The sequence below is a fragment of the Acidovorax delafieldii genome, assembly GCF_007993815.1.
Lineage (GTDB): Bacteria > Pseudomonadota > Gammaproteobacteria > Burkholderiales > Burkholderiaceae_C > Acidovorax > Acidovorax delafieldii.
This window is the reverse complement of sequence record NZ_VJWE01000016.1, coordinates 141341-158827: the sequence shown is the minus strand read 5'-3', so window position 1 is coordinate 158827 and position 17487 is coordinate 141341. Positions and strand designations below refer to the sequence as shown.

12 protein-coding genes are annotated in these 17487 nt (G+C 65.9%); 2 read left to right on the top strand and 10 right to left on the bottom strand.

All coding sequences use genetic code 11. The features are described 5' to 3' along the window. Window positions 1-3 precede the first annotated feature (3 nt). From infB to ATF69_RS18370, 7 genes are all read right to left on the bottom strand, one after another. Window positions 4-2877 carry a translation initiation factor IF-2 gene (infB, locus tag ATF69_RS18400; protein WP_056746494.1) on the bottom strand — a complete coding sequence of 958 codons (2874 nt, stop codon included), beginning with the start codon at window positions 2875-2877 and terminating at the stop codon, window positions 4-6. Window positions 2878-2901: 24 nt separating this feature from the next. Then, window positions 2902-4386, bottom strand: a complete 1485-nt coding sequence (nusA, locus tag ATF69_RS18395; protein ID WP_056063891.1) for a transcription termination factor NusA — start codon at window positions 4384-4386, stop codon at window positions 2902-2904. Window positions 4387-4466: 80 nt separating this feature from the next. Further along, window positions 4467-5063, bottom strand: coding sequence for a ribosome maturation factor RimP (rimP, locus tag ATF69_RS18390; RefSeq protein ID WP_056063893.1), 597 nt, complete (start codon window positions 5061-5063; stop codon window positions 4467-4469). A 376-nt stretch (window positions 5064-5439) separates the two neighbouring features. Next, window positions 5440-8790 (bottom strand): DEAD/DEAH box helicase, encoded by a 3351-nt coding sequence (locus ATF69_RS18385; protein ID WP_146871990.1) that lies wholly within the window; start codon window positions 8788-8790, stop codon window positions 5440-5442. Window positions 8791-8991: 201 nt separating this feature from the next. Continuing rightward, window positions 8992-9393, bottom strand: a complete 402-nt coding sequence (locus ATF69_RS18380) for a thioredoxin family protein (RefSeq protein WP_146871884.1) — start codon at window positions 9391-9393, stop codon at window positions 8992-8994. 59 nt (window positions 9394-9452) lie between these two features. After that, on the bottom strand, window positions 9453-10733 hold the full coding sequence (locus ATF69_RS18375) for a c-type cytochrome (RefSeq protein WP_146871883.1): 1281 nt from the start codon (window positions 10731-10733) through the stop codon (window positions 9453-9455). Window positions 10734-10747: 14 nt separating this feature from the next. Then, window positions 10748-11560: a c-type cytochrome gene (locus tag ATF69_RS18370; protein WP_146871882.1), complete on the bottom strand. Its 813-nt coding sequence runs from the start codon at window positions 11558-11560 to the stop codon at window positions 10748-10750. Between the two features lie 170 nt (window positions 11561-11730). On the opposite strand from ATF69_RS18370, the gene ATF69_RS18365 reads away from it, so the two are divergent. Both ATF69_RS18365 and ATF69_RS18360 read left to right on the top strand, forming a co-directional pair. Continuing rightward, window positions 11731-13215 carry an aminotransferase-like domain-containing protein gene (locus tag ATF69_RS18365; RefSeq protein ID WP_146871881.1) on the top strand — a complete coding sequence of 495 codons (1485 nt, stop codon included), beginning with the start codon at window positions 11731-11733 and terminating at the stop codon, window positions 13213-13215. Window positions 13216-13503: 288 nt separating this feature from the next. Further along, window positions 13504-13860, top strand: coding sequence for a hypothetical protein (locus ATF69_RS18360; RefSeq protein ID WP_056746509.1), 357 nt, complete (start codon window positions 13504-13506; stop codon window positions 13858-13860). A 41-nt stretch (window positions 13861-13901) separates the two neighbouring features. Here the strand turns inward: ATF69_RS18360 and ATF69_RS18355 are convergent, their stop codons facing one another. From ATF69_RS18355 to ATF69_RS18345, 3 genes are all read right to left on the bottom strand, one after another. Beyond that, complete coding sequence (locus ATF69_RS18355; RefSeq protein WP_146871880.1) at window positions 13902-15065, bottom strand: Gfo/Idh/MocA family protein; 1164 nt, start codon at window positions 15063-15065, stop codon at window positions 13902-13904. A gap of 57 nt (window positions 15066-15122) precedes the next feature. Further along, window positions 15123-16133, bottom strand: coding sequence for a sugar phosphate isomerase/epimerase family protein (locus ATF69_RS18350; protein ID WP_146871879.1), 1011 nt, complete (start codon window positions 16131-16133; stop codon window positions 15123-15125). 331 nt (window positions 16134-16464) lie between these two features. Beyond that, on the bottom strand, window positions 16465-17445 hold the full coding sequence (locus ATF69_RS18345) for a substrate-binding domain-containing protein (RefSeq protein ID WP_121419798.1): 981 nt from the start codon (window positions 17443-17445) through the stop codon (window positions 16465-16467). Window positions 17446-17487 lie beyond the last annotated feature (42 nt).

The window sequence follows — 17487 nt, the reverse complement described above, 5'->3', positions numbered from 1 at the left end:
GCTTTACAGCGTCCGGGCGATTTCCTTGATGTCAAAGAACTCGAGTTGATCGCCTTCCTTGATGTCGTTGTAGTTCTTGAGCTTGATACCGCACTCAAAGCCTTCCTTGACATCCTTGACATCGTCCTTGAGGCGCTTGATCGAGTCGACTTCGCCGGTGTAGACCACCACGTTGTCGCGCAGCAGACGGAACTTGGCGTTGCGATGGACCATGCCGGACGTGATGTACGAACCCGCCACAGTACCGATCTTGGAGGCCACGAACACGGTGCGGATCTCGGCCGTACCAATGACTTCTTCGCGCTGCTCGGGAGCCAGCATGCCGGACATCGCCACACGCAACTCGTCCACAGCGTCGTAAATGATGCTGTAGTAATGCAGGTCCACGCCATTGCCTTCGGCCAGCTTGCGCGCACCGGCATCGGCACGCACGTTGAAGCCGATCACAATGGCCTTGGAGGCGATCGCCAGGTTGATGTCGGACTCGCTGATGGCGCCCACAGCGGCGTACACCAGTTGCACCTTGACCTCGTCGGTGGAGAGCTTGAGCAGCGACTGGGCCAGCGCTTCCTGCGAGCCTTGCACGTCGGCCTTGACGATGATGGGCAGGGTCTTGACCTCACCCGCCGTCATGTCGGCGAACATGTTTTCCAGCTTGGCGGCTTGCTGCTTGGCCAGCTTGGTGTTGCGGAACTTGCCTGCACGGTACGTCGCGATCTCACGGGCACGGCGCTCGTCCGTCAACACCATGAATTCGTCACCCGCCTGCGGCACTTCCGTCAGACCCTGGATTTCGACAGGAATCGATGGACCAGCCGTCTTGGCGACCTTGCCGTTTTCGTCCAGCATGGCGCGCACGCGGCCATAGGTCTGGCCAGCCAGCACCACATCGCCCACCTTCAGCGTACCGGACTGCACCAGCACCGTGGCCACAGGGCCGCGGCCCTTGTCCAGCTGGGCTTCGATCACGAGACCCTTGGCCAGCGAATCCACCGGCGCCTTGAGTTCCAGCACTTCGGCCTGCAGCAGCACTTGCTCCAGCAGGGTGTCGATGCCCATGCCGGTCTTGGAGGACACGGGCACAAACGGCGAATCGCCACCGTATTCTTCAGGCACCACCTCTTCGACCACCAGCTCCTGCTTGACGCGGTCGGGGTTGGCATCAGGCTTGTCAGCCTTGGTGATGGCCACCACGATCGGAACACCCGCCGCCTTGGCGTGCTTGATGGCTTCCTTGGTCTGGGGCATGACGCCGTCGTCGGCGGCCACCACCAGAATCACGATGTCGGTGGCCTGGGCACCACGGGCACGCATGGCCGTGAAAGCCTCGTGACCCGGGGTATCGAGGAACGACACCATGCCGCGTGGCGTTTCCACGTGGTAGGCACCGATGTGCTGGGTAATGCCACCGGCTTCACCCGCAGCCACCTTGGCGCGGCGGATGTAATCCAGCAGCGAGGTCTTGCCATGGTCCACGTGACCCATCACGGTCACGACCGGAGCGCGCGGCAGCAGTTCTGCGTTTTGCTGGCCTGCATCTTCGTCGGTAAAGGCTTCCGGGTCGTCCAGCGCAGCCACGACGGCCTTGTGGCCCAGCTCTTCCACCACAATCATGGCCGTGTCCTGGTCCAGCGGCTGGTTGATGGTGACCATCTGGCCCATCTTCATCAGCGCCTTGATGACCTCGTTGGCCTTGATGGACATCTTGTGCGCCAGTTCAGCCACGGTAATGGTCTCGGGCACATGCACTTCGATGATGCGTGCTTCGACCGGTGCGGCCTGCTGGTGATCATCACGGTGGTCGCGGTTGTCGCCACGGCGGCCACGCGGGCCACCACGCCAGTTGTTGCGACCGACACCACCGCTGCTGTCGCCGCGGGTCTTGATTTCTTTTTTCTTGGCCGTGTCATTGGCCCAGCTGGAGGACAGCTTGGCTGACTTCACTTCCTTGCCAGCACCAGGCGCACCCGCGCCCGCTCCAGCAGCAGCGGGAGCACCGGCGCGCGCCACGCCAGTACCAACTGCCGGCTTGTGCAGCGTGCCCTTCTTGGCGTCGCCCACGGCAGCAGGCTTGGCCACTGGCTTGGGTTCCTCGGGCTTCTTGGCGACCATGACCGCCTTCTTGGGCGTGGCCATCATGGAGCGAATGGCCGCAGCTTCTGCCTCGGCCTTGCGGCGACGTGCATCCAGGTCGGCCGCACGGGCGGCTTCTTCGTCAGAGCGGGCCTTGGATTCGGCAGCAGCCTTTTCGCGGGCTTCGTTCTGTGCTGCCGTGCGCGCAGCGGCTTCGGCAGCCTGCTCGCGGGTGGCTTCCTGCTTGACGGCAGAAGCCTGGGCCTTCTTCTCGGCTTCCTGAGCAGCGTAGGCGGCAGCACGCTCTTCGGCTTCGCGCTCGCGCTTTTCGCGGGCTTCGCGCTCGGCACGTTTTTCGGCCAATTCCGCCTCCTGGCGGCGGATCAGCTCGGCCTGGCGGCGGGCTTCTTCCTCGCGGCGGGACAGCTCAAGGTCTTCACTCGACACCGCGGGTTCTTCCACCGCAGCGGGGGCGTGCGACTCTGCAGCAGCCTCTGCACCTTCGTCGCGCTGAATGAACGTGCGCTTCTTGCGCACTTCCACCTGGATGGTACGGGCCTTGCCCGTAGCGTCCGCCTGCTTGATTTCGCTGGTGGACTTCTTGACCAGCGTGATCTTCTTGCGATCGGCCGAGGCCGTGCCGTGGCTGGCCTGCAGGTAAGCAAGCAGCTTTTGCTTGTCCGACTCGGTCAACGCGTCAGAGGGAGCAGCCTTGCCCACGCCGGCAGCCTTGAGCTGGTCGAGCAGGGTTTCAGGCGATTTTTTGAGTTCGGTAGCGAACTCGGCGACAGTGTTACTGGACATATGTGGTTCGTGCCTCCCTGACCTTTACTCTTGCCCCGCGAACCAGTGTTCGCGCGCCTTCATGATCAAGGCTTTGGCTTCCTCTTCAGACTGTCCGGTCAGGTCGGTCAGTTCATCAATGGCCAGATCGGCCAGGTCGTCACGTGTGTGCACACCGCCTTCGGCCAATTTGGCAATCAGCTCAGGGGTGAGGCCTTCGAGGTCGCGCAGGTCCTGGGAGACCTCTTCCACGCTTTCCTCACGGGCAATTTCCATGGTGAGCAGCGCGTCCTTGGCACGGGCCCGCAGCTCGTTGACGGTGTCTTCATCGAAGCTTTCGATCTCCAGCATTTCCTGCAGGGGAACGTAGGCCACTTCTTCGAGGCTGTTGAAGCCTTCGGAGATCAGGATGTCGGCGATTTCCTCGTCCACATCGAGCTTTTCCATGAACAGCTTGCGGGCCGTATCGGTCTCGTTGGCCTGCTTTTGCGCGCTTTCAGCGGCGTCCATGATGTTGATCTTCCAGCCGGTCAGGTCGGACGCCAGGCGCACGTTCTGACCACCACGGCCGATGGCGATGGCGAGGTTTTCCTCGTCCACGACCACATCCATGGCGTGCTTTTCTTCATCGACCACGATGGAGGACACGTTGGCCGGAGCCAGTGCGCCAATCACGAACTGTGCGGGGTCTTCGGACCACAGCACGATGTCCACGCGCTCGCCAGCAAGCTCGTTGGTCACCGCGTTCACACGGGTGCCACGCACGCCGACGCAGGTGCCGATGGGGTCCACGCGCTTGTCATGGGACAGCACGGCGATCTTGGCACGCGAGCCGGGGTCACGGGCGCAGGATTTAATCTCCAGCAGGCCTTGCTCGATCTCGGGCACTTCCTGGCGGAAGAGTTCGATCATGAACTCAGGCGCCGAACGCGACAGGATGATGGGAGCGCCGCGCAGCGTCAGGTCCACTTCCATGATCATGGCCCGCACGCGGTCGCCGCTGCGCAGGTTTTCCTTGGGGATCATTTCGCTGCGGCGCAGACGGCCTTCCACGCGGCCGGACTCGACAATGATGTCGCCCTTGTCCATGCGCTTGACGGTGCCGGTGAAGATCTTCTCGCCGCGCGACATGAAGTCGTTGAGCAACATTTCGCGCTCAGCGTCGCGGATCTTCTGCAGGATGACCTGCTTGGCAGCCATGGCGCCGATGCGACCGATGGGCACCGACTCGACACCCTCTTCGATGTACTCGCCGACTTCGATGTCTGGGATGCGATCCTTCGCATCCATCAGCAGCTCTTCGGCTTCGGGGTTTTGCAGGCCCGCATCGTCGGGCACCACCAGCCAGCGACGGAAAGTCTCGTAGTTGCCGCTGTCGCGATCCACGGACACGCGAATGTCCACCTCGCCCTGGTACAGCTTCTTGGTAGCCTGGGCCAGGGCCGACTCCACGGCGCCCAAGACCACATCACGCTCCACGTTCTTTTCGCGCGAAATGGCCTCAACCAACATCAACAATTCGCGATTCATGCGACGACTCTCCTGTTTTCAATCACCCGAGGGCAAGGCAACGCACTGCAGCCACCCACCCCACAATTTTCAGCAGCAAATCAGGCAGGTGCAGCCCCGGCCTTGCCTGCGCGCCCCTTGAAGTCCACGATGGGCGCAAGGCGCACATCCCGGCATTCGTCCAAGGTGAAGCCCATCGCCTGCAACGGGGCGGGCACGCGTTTCTTGCTGACTCTTTGTCCTGGCTTGACCGGCGGCTCGTCGCTCCAGACGATCTGCCAGCCTCCGGCCTCGGCCCGCTCCAGCGTGCCGCGAAATTTCTTGCGGGTGGCGTTGACCTGGCCTCCCGCTGCTGCGGCGCCGATGGGCGCCTTCAGGGTGATGTCGATGACAGAGCCTTCAAAGCGCACGAAGTCTTGCTCGTGGCGCAAGGGCCGGTCGATACCAGGGGATGACACTTCGAGGCGCTTGTACTCGACGCCATCGACCTCCAGCGCAAACTGCAGCTGGCGGGTGACCTTCTCGCAGTCCTCGACCGTCACGAACTGCTCGATCACGGGCTGGGGTGCGTCAGCGGCCGGCTGCACCCAAGGCAAGTCGATGGTGACGCGCAACAGGCCGCCGGCAGAGCGCTCGATCTCCACCAGGTCATATCCCAGTCCCGTCACAATTTGTTCAACGACTTGCTGCAATGCCACGTGCTCAGTTCAATCCCGGATAAACCACACAACTTGCGCCAATCAGGACCAGGCCACCAGCCTGCCCACCGGGAGCACTGTTTGTGCCCCCTCATTTGCGCAAATCCAAAACAAAAAACCCGATAACCCCCGGAGACTCTTCCCCGACAGCTTCGAGCTCCAAAAGCGTTCGACCAAAAAAAACGGGCGGTTGGTACCCGCCCGTTTGGTCGTGAGATCCGTATTGTAGCGTGCAAAGTGTTGATTTGCAAAGGCGCAGACAGGGAAAACTGTTGTCAACACGCTCAGGCAGGACGCCCAAGCCAGTGTCCATGCGGCCCTCCGGGCGGTGCCCTGCCTCAATGGCACCACGCGCTTCTCCAACCTGCACCAGCAGCTATGACAGTGATAGCGGCTGCAGCAGTTCTGCCAGATCGCTTTCGGTGAAGAGCGGCTCCTTGCGGGCAGCAGCTCCGCTGTACAGGCTGCCCGCCAGCTGCGCCTTGCGCTCCTGCAGGGCCAGGATGCGCTCCTCGATCGTCCCCTGCGCCACCAGCTTGATCACCCACACGCTTTGCGTCTGACCCATGCGGTGCGCGCGGTCGGTGGCCTGGTTTTCCACCGCCGGGTTCCACCAGGGGTCGAAATGGATCACCGTGTCGGCCTGCGGCAGGTTCAGCCCCACCCCGCCCGCCTTGAGGCTGATGAGAAACAAAGGCACCTGCCCGCTGGTGAACTGCTCAATGATCGCGTCGCGCCTTTGGCTCTGCCCCGTGAGCTTGACCCAGGGCAGGTCGCGCTTTTTCAGCTCGGTCTCAATCAGCCTGAGCATGCTGGTGAACTGCGAGAACAGCAAAATGCGCCGCCCCTCGGCCAACATTTCGGGCAGCAGCGTCATCAAATGGTCCAGCTTGGCCGATGTCTCCACGGCCTTGGCTGCGTCCAGCGGCACCAGCTGCGGGTGGCAGCACACCTGCCGCAGCTTGAGCAGCGCATCCAGGATGGTGATCTGCGATGGCGCCAGCCCCTTGGACTGCAGCGCTTCGCGCACGGTCTTCTCCATGCCCAGGCGGATGGTTTCGTACAGGTCCGCCTGCGCACCGGTCAGCTCCACAGGCATGACCGATTCGACCTTGGGCGGCAGCTCCCCTGCCACCAGCGCCTTGGTCCGCCGCAGCATGAAGGGGGTGATGCGCGCGCGCAACTGGGCCATACGCGCGCTGTCGCCTTGCTTTTCGATGGGCGTACGAAACACCTCCTTGAAGCGCGTTTGGCTGCCCAGAAAGCCCGGCATCAAGAAGTGGAACAGGCTCCAGACCTCGCCCAGGTGGTTTTCCATGGGCGTACCCGACAAGCACAGCCGGTGGCGCGCCTGCAGTTCGCTGACCACCTGTGCGGCCTGGCTGCTGGCGTTCTTGATGTTCTGGGCCTCGTCCAGCACCACCAGGTGCCACTGGTGCGCAAGCCAGCGGTCTCGGTCGCGTTGCAGCAGCGAATACGGCGCGATGACCAGGTCATGCTCGGTGACTTCATCGGCTACTTCATGGCGATCCGCGCCATGCAGCACCAGGCACCGCAGGCCCGGGCAAAAGCGAGCAGCCTCGCGCTGCCAGTTGCCCATCAGGCTCACGGGCGCAATGACCAGCGCAGGGCACGTCAGCCGCCCAGCGTGTTTTTCGACCTGGATGTGCGCCAGGGTCTGCAGGGTCTTGCCCAGGCCCATGTCGTCGGCCAGCACACCGGCCAGGCCGTGGGCCCGCAAAAACTGCAGCCAGTTCAGGCCTTGCTGCTGGTACGGGCGCAGCGTGGCACACACGCTGGCGGGCAGCGGCACCTCGGGCAAGGCAGTGGCGCCCCGCAGCTGGGCCAACATGTCGCGCAAGGCACCGGCGCCCTGCCACACCGCGCCCTCGCCCAGCGCAGCACTGGTGCGCAGGGCGTCCAGGCGCGAGAGCTTCAGGCGGTCGGCGTTGAAGTCACGCGCGCGGTCGCCCGCGAGATCGAGCAGCGCTGCCATCCAGGGCCGCAGGGTATCTGTCGGCAGGCGCACAAACCCGGCACCGGTCAACGAGGGCATGTAGACATGTCCCGGCAGCTGGGGCAAACCCGTCGCTGGGTCCAGCGGCTGGGCCGCCGCAGCGGCAATCAGATCGGGCAGCCAGGGCAGGATGTTGTGGCGCACACCATTGATCTCCATGCCCAGCGACAGCGCAAACCAGGGCGATGTGGTCGCGTCATCCCCCTCAGGCTGCAGCACCACATCCAGTCGGTCGGCGTGTTGCACCCAGCCATGCAGCGCCGCGTCCAGCGTGACATCAAAACCCGCGTCGCGCAGCCCTGCAAAGCCGTTGTCTGCCCAATGCATCCAGTCATCCTGCGCACGCTCGCCAGGGATGCCGAACAGGCCGTCGTCGGTGGCCAGGAGACCCAGACCTTCCAGACGCTCGACGGCATGGCGCTCCGCCACCGCATCGCGCTGCAGCAGCACCTGGCCGCCGTCGGCACCGGACACCAGTACCGCCAGCTCCTGCCCTGCCCACCAGCCCACATGGCCCTGGTAGTCAAAACGCAAGTGCGCGGTGATCAGCCCCATTTCAGCCACCTGGTTCGGAGATGACGGAGCCAGATGCAGGCGCGCCACGGGCTTCACCCCCCGCACCTGCGTGAGCGGTCCCAGCGCCGGCGGCAACGGCAACACCCCGCCAATGCGGCGCACCACCTCGGCATGGTGTTTTTGCAGCGCCGCAGCACCGAGCGCGGGGGCCTTGAGCAGCATGGCCACCTGGGCCGGGCTCAGGCCCTCGGCGTGCACCGGGCCGCAGACGCCCTGGACGGCGTCCAGGTACAAGGGCGGATGGTTGTCGCACAGGACGGCGGTGTCGCCTGGCAGACTGGCCCGCAGGCCCCAGACAGCCTCGCCACCTTGCGCGGGCGTGGACGCCTGCCATGCCCACGCGATGGGCAGCGGGTCGCCCCATCGCAAAGACTCACCCACGGTGGACCCACCCGCATCGACGAACAGACGACCCGTGGCCGCAGCCTGCTCCAGCGCCAGCAAGCCCACCGCCCCCTCCAGCACCCCAATGGGCGCGACGCTGTAGGCCGAGTAGTACCCCACGCTGCGGGGCATGGCACGCAGCAGCTGCAGCACCTGGCGGTCGGCATCGCTGGCGCGGTCGTACACCGCCTGGCCGGGCGCGGGCTGGGTGCGGATCTGTTGCGGCTTGGCCCAGCCCCCCGTGAGCTTGGGGTACGACACCACGGCTTCCAGCTGCAACTGCGGCACGCTGGTGCGCGCCCGCCCTACGGTAGAGACAAGATAGAGATAACACTCGGGCCGCCCCGGCCGTGCGACTGGCTCCTGCGGCACCGCACCGCCCAGAGCGCGGTCCCACTCCTGCAGCCAGTGCACCAGCCGCGCCTCGGCCTCGGCGCGCGCCAGGGCCTCTTTGCGCTCCTGCATGGTCTTGAGCGCATCGGCGGCCCGCGTGGACGACGGGCCCTGCGCCGGGTCGCGGTGCGCGGCCTCCAGGGTCAGGGCCACGGCGTGCTTGCAATCTGCCCCCACGGGGCAACTGCAATCGCCCGACCATTGCTTGACCTGGCCATTGGGCGCAAGCACCAGTTGCACAGACACTTCGTACGGGTCGGGCGAGCTGCCCTGCACTTCACCCGCCAAGGCCCAGCGGCCCTCGGCCTGTTGCTGGAGCCCCACGCGCACCACATCTGCCTGGAGGTACAGCTCCATGCCCCGCTCCCAGGTGCCCTTGTCGCACTGGGCCTGCAGCGAGTTGAGCGGGAACCACGGTGGAGGGGGTGTGGACACAGATTTAGAGCAAAAAGTGGCTGTAGCGCTAGCGGATCATGCGCTGCCAGCTATCAAAAAAAGAGCGTTCAAGATGTGGACGATGGTGCGGTAGCCACCGCTGCCAGCCCGCAAGACCGCCCGCTAGGCGCGGCGTGCTGCGCGCACCCGCTCGAAAACGCTCTGGGCCTCGCCCCCCGCCCCGGCACTGCCGGGCGCTGCCGCCTGCAAGCTGGTCAACAACCGCGTGAGCACTGGCGCCTGCGGCAACAACGGGCCCAGGAACAGGGCCCGCTCGCCGTCGGCAATCAGCAGGGTGGGAAAGGTTTCCACATCCAGGTCCCCGACCAGATCGGATTCGTCTTCGATGTCCACCCATTCAAACCGCACGTCCGGGTGTACACGGGTCAATTCGTCGAACAAGGGGCGATAAATACCGCAGGTGCCGCACCACGCTGCACACAGGCACACGGCCCACCAGCCGCCAGGCGTGGCGGCACCAGGGCTCGTGGGGGTGGGTTCGGGCACTGCGGCGGGACTGGACATCAAAAGGGCTCCTGGAGGGCCGCGCTGCGGGGCGGCGGTCGCGGGCCCCGGGCCTGGCGCTACATGCCGCGGCGCTCGCGCGCGCGATAGACCTCGATGGTACCCACACCTGGCGCCTGGTTGCCCCAGCTGTTGCGCACAAACGTGGTCACCGCCGCCACCTCCTCGTCCGACAAGGTCTGCTGAAACGGCGGCATGCCGTGCGGACGCGGGTTGCCTGCGGTGGCGGGCAGGTAGCCACCCTGCAGCACCACGCGCACCAGGTTGGTGGGGTCGGCCAGCGTGATGGCACGATTGCCCGCCAGTGCCGGAAACGCGCCGGGTTCGCCCTGCCCCCGGTCGCCGTGGCACTGCGCGCACTGCTGCTCGTACACCTTGCCGCCCCGCGCCATCGCGCTGGCCGGGGGGGTGGCCACGGTGGCAGGCGCCTTGCGGTCCTGCTGCGGCAGGCCCTGCAGGTACACGGCCATGGCGCGCGCATCGGCGTCGCTCAGGTACTGCGTGCTGCGAAACACCACCTCGGCCATGGGGCCCAGCACCGAGCCCTGCGGGGCCACGCCGGTCTTGAGCAGTGCCACCACGTCGTCGGTGCGCCACTCCTTCACGCCCGCCTCGTGCGCCGCATTGAGTGCGGGGGCATACCAGTTCTGCACCGGGATCAACCCGCCGGTGAAGGCCTTGGCGTCCGACGTGGCGCCCAGTGCATTGCGGGGCGTGTGGCAGGCGGTGCAGTGGCCCAGGCCGTTGACCAGATAGGCGCCCCGGTTGTATTCCGCCGTCTGGGTGGGTTCGGCGCTGGGCGCTCCGGGTGCGAAGAACAGCGCACGCCACACGGCCAATGCCGCCTGCGTGTTGTACGGAAAACGCAGCGCATGGGCGCGGTTGGCGTCGGGCGCAGCGGGCACGCTTTGCAGATAGGCAAAGATGGCGTCCGAATCCTCGCGCGTCACCTGCGTGTAGTTGGGGTACGGGAAGGCCGGGTACAGCAGCCGCCCGTCCTTGCTGCGGCCATGGTGCATGGCGCGCCAGAACTCGGCCGAGGTCCAGCTGCCAATGCCTTGCACCCTGTCGGGCGTGAGGTTGGAGCTGTGCACCACGCCAAAGGGCGTCTCGATGCCGCGACCACCCGCAAACGGCGCGCCACCCTGGGTGGTGTGGCAGGCCATGCAGTTGCCGACGCGGGCCAGGTATTCGCCGCGCTGCACCAGCACGGGCGTGGATTGCAGCGTCTCGGCGGTGGGCAGCGGCTCTTCGCCACGCAGGTTCAGGGTGATCAGCACGGCGGCGGCAATGCCGAGCGCCGCCAGCACGGAAGAGAGGGTCCAGAGGATGCGTTTCATCGGTGCATCCCTTCTCAGCGTGCCGCTGCAGCAGCGACGGGAACCTCAGCCACACCGCCGCATCGGGCCGGCATGGCGGCGGGCAGCGTGCGGGCTGGCTTGCCACCCGCCGCCACGGGCTGGGCTGCCAGCCAGGCCGAGACTGCGCTCACGTCATCGGGCGTGAGCTGGCGGGCAATATCGGCCATGCAGTCGGGCACGTGCGCGCGGCGCTGGCCGGTCTTCCAGGCGCCCAGCTGGCTGTTAAGGTAGTCACGCGGCAGGCCCAGCAGGCCGGGGATGGACGGTGCCACGCCCGTCATGGCCGCACCGTGGCAGGCCACACAGGCGGGAATGCGGCGCGCTGCGTCGCCCTGCTGCACCAGCTGGCGGCCCTGCTCCAGCGCGGCGGCAGGCGCTTGTGGTGCAGGCGGCGGTGGGTACGGCAAGTCGAGCGCGGCAAAGTGCTCGGCCATCTCGCGCAGGTAATCGTCCGTCAGGTGCTCGATGAGGTAGCCCATCTGCGGGTAGCTGCGGCGCCCGTCCCGAAAGTTGAGCAGCTGGTTGGCCAGATAGCCCGCCGGCTTGCCCGCAATGCGCGGAAAGTAGCCGTCGGGCGTGGCACGGCCTTCCTTGCCATGGCAGGCGGTGCAGGCCAGCACGCGCGAAGACATGGAAGACACGGGCACTGTGGCCGCAGTGGATGCAGTGGCCACCGAGGTTGCAGGGGTGGCGCTGGCAGGCACCGTCTGGGCCACAGCGCCAGCGCTCAAGGCCAGCGCCAACAGGGCAGTGGCCGCAGGCAGGCTGAAAACGGGGCGCAGCAAGCTGCGCAGGCAATCGGTCATGGGGATCTTTTTGTCCGGGAAAGAAACGGTTGGGTGGCCCACAGCGGCCAAACACGCAAGGCGTGCGCCCACACAGTCCGCCACTCTACGCCCGCCCCCAAAAACAGTACAGATTCAGTTTCAGGTTAAAAATACAGATCAGTTTGCCTTGCATCAAGCCAGCCCTGCCCATGAAACGCTACGAACGCCACGCTGACGCCATCGCCCAGCTCATCCACAGCGGCGCCCTGCGCCCGGGCGACCGCGTGCCCTCGGTGCGCGAGGCCAGCCGCACACGGGGCATCAGCCCGTCCACCGTGTTCGAGGCGTATTACCTGCTGGAGGCCCAGGGCCTGATCCATGCGCGCCCGCGCTCGGGCTACTACGTCAGCGCCCGGCTACCAGGTACGGCCGAGGTTCGACCCGCGGAGCCCCAGCCCTCGCAGCCCGCCGCCACCTCCACCGGCGTGGCCATCAGCGACCTGGTGTTCGAGGTGCTGGGCCTGGCGCGCGACCGCGACCTGGTGCCGCTGGGCTCGGCCTTTCCAGGGCTGGAGCTGTTTCCGCTGGAGCGCCTGGCGCGCTGCCTGGGCAGCGGCATGCGCAAGCTCGACCCGTGGACCATCGTGCAAAGCCTGCCGCCCGGCGACGAACGCCTGCGCCAGCAGATTGCCCTGCGCTACGGCGTGCACGGCATGGCGGTGGATATGGAAGAAATCATCATCACCAACGGCGCCATGGAGGCGCTCAACCTCTGCCTGGAGGCCGTCACCCAGCCCGGCGACGTGGTGGTGGTCGAATCGCCCACCTTTTACGCCGCGTTGCAGGCCCTGGAGCGGCTGAACCTGCAGGCGCTGGAAATCGCCACCCACCCGCGCGATGGCATCGACCTGGCGGCGTTGGCGCAAGCACTGGAGCGGCAAACACCCCACCAGCCCATCAAGGCCTGCTGGCTCATGCCCAGTTTTCAGAACCCGCTGGGCAGCCTGATGCCCGAGGACAAGAAGCGCGAGCTGGTCGCCCTGCTGGCGCGCCACGGCGTGCCGCTGATCGAGGACGACGTGTATGGCGAGCTGCACTTTGGCCCCCAGCGCCCGCCCCCAGCCAAGGCGTTTGATACCGAGGGGCTGGTGATGCACTGCAGCTCGTTCAGCAAAAGCCTTGCGCCCGGCTACCGCGTGGGCTGGGTGGCGGCGGGCCGCCAGGCCAAGGCGGTGCAGCGGCTCAAGCTGATGACCACGCTATCGGCTGCCACGCCGTCACAGCAGGCGCTGTCTGAATACCTGGCCCAGGGCGGCTACGACCGGCACCTGCGCCAGCTGCGCCGCAGCCTGGCCGAGCAGCAGGCGCTGGCCCTGGCGGCCGTAGCGCAGCACTTCCCACACGGCACCCGCGTATCGCGGCCTGAGGGTGGGTACTTCTTGTGGGTGGAGCTGCCGCCTGAAGTGAACGCGCTGGAACTGCACCGACTGGCACTGCAGCAGGGCATTAGCCTCGCGCCCGGGCAGATCTTCTCGGCCGACCAGCGGTTTGCGCACTGCGTACGCATCAACTACGGGCATCCAGCGCAGGGGCGGCTGGAACCGGCACTGCGCACCGTGGGCCAACTGGCCACGGGCTTGGCGACCGCCGTGACAGAGAGGCCGGCGCGGCCAAAAAGACTATCAAAACAATAGCTACAAAGACATACCGACCTAGCGCACAGGCCGATTTTTTTCAAAACCCTGGCCCCAAACCCGGCGTGCAGCCCCCTCGCCCGACCACACTGCATCGCACAACCCAACACACGCTGCGCCTGCCTTGCACCAGGCTGACATCCCACGCACCGCGTTGGAAAAGCCCAACCTCGGGTTCTCCCGCAGCAGGCACGGCGCTTGCAGCGGCATACTGGCGCCCGCCCATACCCCGGGCAGTGCACTACGGCGGACCACCCGCCCCGCCCTACAACCCCAACGCCCAGCACCATGGCCGCACCCCAGCATGTTCCGTTTGTGACGGTGGAAGACGAAGACGACTGGGTTATCTCGTTCGCCCTGGGCCCCCGAGGGGCAGACCGCCTCACCCTGGTGCGCACCCCCCACCTCGAATTCATGCTGCGGCCCGAGCAACGCGGCGTGTCGGTAGGTGCCGAGGCAGGCCAGCGCCCCGCGCTGCTGGTCGCGGTGCAATGGGGCCACAAATGTGTGGATGTGGTATCCACCGCCAAGCGCTACAGCCTGGACATCAGCAAGGTGGACAACGCCACCCGCAACGCGGCGCTGCGCGTGCTGGGCAAGATGAATTTTGACCAGCGGTTTCAGCTGGCGGACGGCTACCCCTGATTTCAGAGCCTGTTCAGGTTCTCAGCCGACCTGGAGCCAGGTCACCCCACCGCCGTCCACTTCTGCTCACCGGCAGCAGAGGCCAACACCCGCTCGATAAAGTGCACGCCACGCGCCCCGTCTTCCACGCGCGGGTAGTCGGCGTGCAGCGGGTCGGCCGCCGTGCCTGTCTGCCGCGCGCGGATGTCGGCGGCTACGCCCAGGTAGACGTTGGCAAAGGCTTCGATGAAAGCCTCAGGGTGGCCCGCCGGGATGCGCCCGGCCTGCAGCGCCGCCGGGCTGAGCCACGGTGAGCCGCGCGTGAGGATGCGGCGCGGGCCGTCCACCGGGGAGTGGATGAGCTGGTTGGGTTCTTCTTGCCGCCAGGTGATGGTGCCCAGCGTGCCGGACACCTGCAGGCGCAGGTCGTTCTCCAGCCCGGCTGCCACTTGCGATGCCACGATGAAGCCGCGCGCGCCGCTGTCGTAGCGCAGCAGCAGCTGGGCGTCGTCGTCCAGCCTGCGCCCGGCGCCAAAGGTGGTGAGGTCGGCGCACACCCAGGCGGGGTGCTGTCCGGTGACGGTGGCGGCCAGGTTTTCGGCGTGTGATCCGATGTCGCCCAGCGTGCCTGCGCTGCCGCTGCGCGCCGGGTCCAGCCGCCAGTCGGCCTGCTTGTTGGCGCCGCCCTCTTCCACGGCGGTGGCCAACCAGCCCTGGTTGTATTCGACAGTGATCTTGCGGAGCTGGCCCAGCACGCCGCTGTGCACCAGGTGGCGCGCCTCGCGCACCATGGGATAGCCGGTGTAGTTGTAGGTCACGCCGAACACGGTGCCGGCTTTCTTCACGGCGGCCACCAGCTCGTCGGCCTGCGCGCGGGTGTGCACCAGCGGCTTGTCGCACACCACATGGAAGCCCGCCTGCACAAACGCCAACGCCACCGGGTGGTGCACATGGTTGGGGGTGACGATGCTCACCAGGTCGATGCGCTCATGCGCCGGGCGGCGCAGTTCGTCGGCCAGCAGGTCCTGCCAGCTGCCGTGGTTGCGGTCGTCCGCCAGACCCAGTTCGGCGCCGGATGCGCGCGCCCGCTCGGGCGAGGATGACAGCGCGCCCGCCACCAGCTCGAACTGGCCGTCGAGCGCCATCGCCTTGCGGTGCACCGCGCCGATGAAGGCGCCGTGGCCGCCGCCCACCATGGCGTAGCGGAGCTTTTGGGGACTGGACATACGAAACGCCTTTGCTCGCGGTGTGTTGTTGTTTTCGGTTTTGTGGACGGAGTGCGGTTAGGCCTGCTTGTCGCGCGCAAACACGGCGTCGAATGCGCCCGCTGCGGGCTTGAAATCCAGCCGCTTGCAGAACGCAGCGCTCTCCGTGGCGCCGTGCACGCGGTCCATGCGGCTGTCTTCCCACTCCACCGAGAGCGGGCCCTGGTAGCCGATGTCGTTGAGCGCGACGATGATGGATTCGAAATCGATCATCCCGCGCCCCACGCTGCGAAAGTCCCAATTGCGCCGCGCATCGCCAAAGCTGGTGTGCCCGCCAAAAACGCCCACCGTGCCGTCGCCCTTGCCCCACCACACGTCCTTCATATGGGCGTTGTAGATGCGATTGCCAAACTGGCGGATGAACCTCACATAGTCCACGCCCTGGTAGGCCAGGTGGCTCGGGTCGTAGTTAAAGCCGAAGCGTTTGTTGCCACCCACTGCGGCAATCGCGCGCTCGGCCGAGGCGATGTCGAACGCGATCTCGGTGGGGTGCACCTCCAGCGCAAAGTTGACGTCGTGCTGCTCGAACACATCGAGGATGGGGCCGAAGCGCTTGGCGAAATCAGCAAAGCCCTTGTCCCAATATTCCTGCGTGGTGGGCGGAAAGGCATAGATCGAATGCCACACGGACGAGCCCGTGAAGCCCGTGACCGTCTTCACGCCAAACTTCGCGGCAGCGCGCGCCGTGTCTGCCAGCTCGGCAGCAGCGCGCTGGCGCACCCCCTCAGGCTCGCCATCGCCCCACACATGGGGCGGCAGGATGGACTGGTGACGCTCGTCGACCAGGTCACACACAGCCTGGCCCACCAGGTGGTTGCCGATGGCAAAACACTGCAGGCCGTGCTGGGCCAGCAGCGCATGTTTGTTTTTGACGTACTGGGGCGAAGACAGCGCCTCCTGCACGTTGAAATGGTCGCCCCAGCACGCCAGCTCCAGGCCGTCATAGCCCATGCTTTTGGCCAGGGGCGCAAGTTCTGCCAAAGGCAGGTCGGCCCACTGGCCGGTGAAGAGGGTGACGGGTCTTGGCATGGTGGCTCCGAGGGGCGTGGGGTCGCAGGTTCACAGCGGCTACAGCTATATTTTTGATAGCTGCTAGCGCTTAATGGATAGGCGGCAGAGGCCAATTTGGCTTGATTTTTCACACATCTCAGATCGCCCCTCACTCCCTCTCCCCTGGTGGGAGAGGGCCGGGGAGAGAGGGGGGGCGAAACGGGCGCGGCGCGGGTGCAGCCCCCCCTCTCCCCCACCCTCTCCCGCGAGGGGAGAGGGAGTCAACCCCCAGCGCCGCTGCGGGTGCACGGGCTGATGTCCTCATCTGAGGGATGTTCCTGATCAGGCAACTTGACTCACATTGACGCCATCAAAACGGCGAATCAGGAAAGTAAAAGTCCTTCGCCGTTTCCTTGGTGATCAGCACCGACGGAATGATGGTATTGGCGGGCAGCTTCTCGCCCTTGATCCGCGCCTCGGCCGTGAGCTTGATCGAGTCGTAGATGAACTTGGGGCTGTACGACACGTTGGCCTGGATGAGAGGGTTGCTGCCGTCCATCAGCGTCTTGATCATGCCCTTGGCACCTGCGCCGCCAAACACCAGCTTGATGTCCTTGCGCTTGGCCTGCTCGATGGCCTTGAGCACGCCCACGGCCATGTCGTCGTCGGCGGCCCACACGGCGTCGATCTGCGGGAAGCGCGTGAGGTAGTCCTGCATGACTTTGAAGGCGTCATCGCGGTTCCAGTTGGCGTACTTGGCGTCCAGCAGCTTGATGCCGGGGTGGTTCTTCAGCACGCTGTTGAACGCGTCCATGCGCTCGTTGTCCAGCGTGGTCGCAATGCCGCGCATGGCCACCACGTTGCCCTTGCCGCCCAGCGCCTTGGCGATGTACTCGGCCGGAATCTTGCCAAACGCCGTGTTGTCACCCGCCACATATGCGTCCTGCGCGCTGGTGTCGGTCAGGCCCCGGTCCACCACCGTCACGTACACGCCCTTGGCCTTGACCTGGGCCACGGGCTTGGTCAGTGCGGCCGATTCAAACGGGAAGATGACGAGCGCGTTGATCTTGTTCACCGTCACCAAGTCCTGCAGCTGGTTGGCCTGCTCGGGCGCACCGCCTGCCGTCTTGACGATGACCTGCAGGCCGGGGTGGGCCTTTTCCAGATCCTTCTTGGCCTGGTTGGCCCAGTACACGATGCCGCCGGTGAAGCCGTGCGTGGCCGAGGGGATGGCCACGCCCACCACCGTCTTGTTGGCCTGCGCCATGGCAGGGGCGGCCAATGCGAAGGCGGCGGCGCCCACGGCCGAGAGGGCTAGGCGGCGGGTGAAAGAAGAAAGTTGGCTGTTCATGCGTTGTCTCCTGTTGCTTTGGAATATGGCCATGGAAGCTGG

Bases quoted from the DNA above. Each gene is read 5' to 3' on its own strand.
- ATF69_RS18360 (WP_056746509.1), top strand. From the start codon at position 13,504: ATGGCCGCACCCCAGCATGTTCCGTTTGTGACGGTGGAAGACGAAGAC.
- ATF69_RS18380 (WP_146871884.1), bottom strand. From the start codon at position 9,393: ATGTCCAGTCCCGCCGCAGTGCCCGAACCCACCCCCACGAGCCCTGGT.
- nusA (WP_056063891.1), bottom strand. From the start codon at position 4,386: ATGAATCGCGAATTGTTGATGTTGGTTGAGGCCATTTCGCGCGAAAAG.
- infB (WP_056746494.1), bottom strand. From the start codon at position 2,877: ATGTCCAGTAACACTGTCGCCGAGTTCGCTACCGAACTCAAAAAATCG.
- ATF69_RS18350 (WP_146871879.1), bottom strand. From the start codon at position 16,133: ATGCCAAGACCCGTCACCCTCTTCACCGGCCAGTGGGCCGACCTGCCT.
- ATF69_RS18345 (WP_121419798.1), bottom strand. From the start codon at position 17,445: ATGAACAGCCAACTTTCTTCTTTCACCCGCCGCCTAGCCCTCTCGGCC.
- ATF69_RS18365 (WP_146871881.1), top strand. From the start codon at position 11,731: ATGAAACGCTACGAACGCCACGCTGACGCCATCGCCCAGCTCATCCAC.
- ATF69_RS18355 (WP_146871880.1), bottom strand. From the start codon at position 15,065: ATGTCCAGTCCCCAAAAGCTCCGCTACGCCATGGTGGGCGGCGGCCAC.
- ATF69_RS18370 (WP_146871882.1), bottom strand. From the start codon at position 11,560: ATGACCGATTGCCTGCGCAGCTTGCTGCGCCCCGTTTTCAGCCTGCCT.
- ATF69_RS18375 (WP_146871883.1), bottom strand. From the start codon at position 10,733: ATGAAACGCATCCTCTGGACCCTCTCTTCCGTGCTGGCGGCGCTCGGC.
- ATF69_RS18385 (WP_146871990.1), bottom strand. From the start codon at position 8,790: ATGGAGCTGTACCTCCAGGCAGATGTGGTGCGCGTGGGGCTCCAGCAA.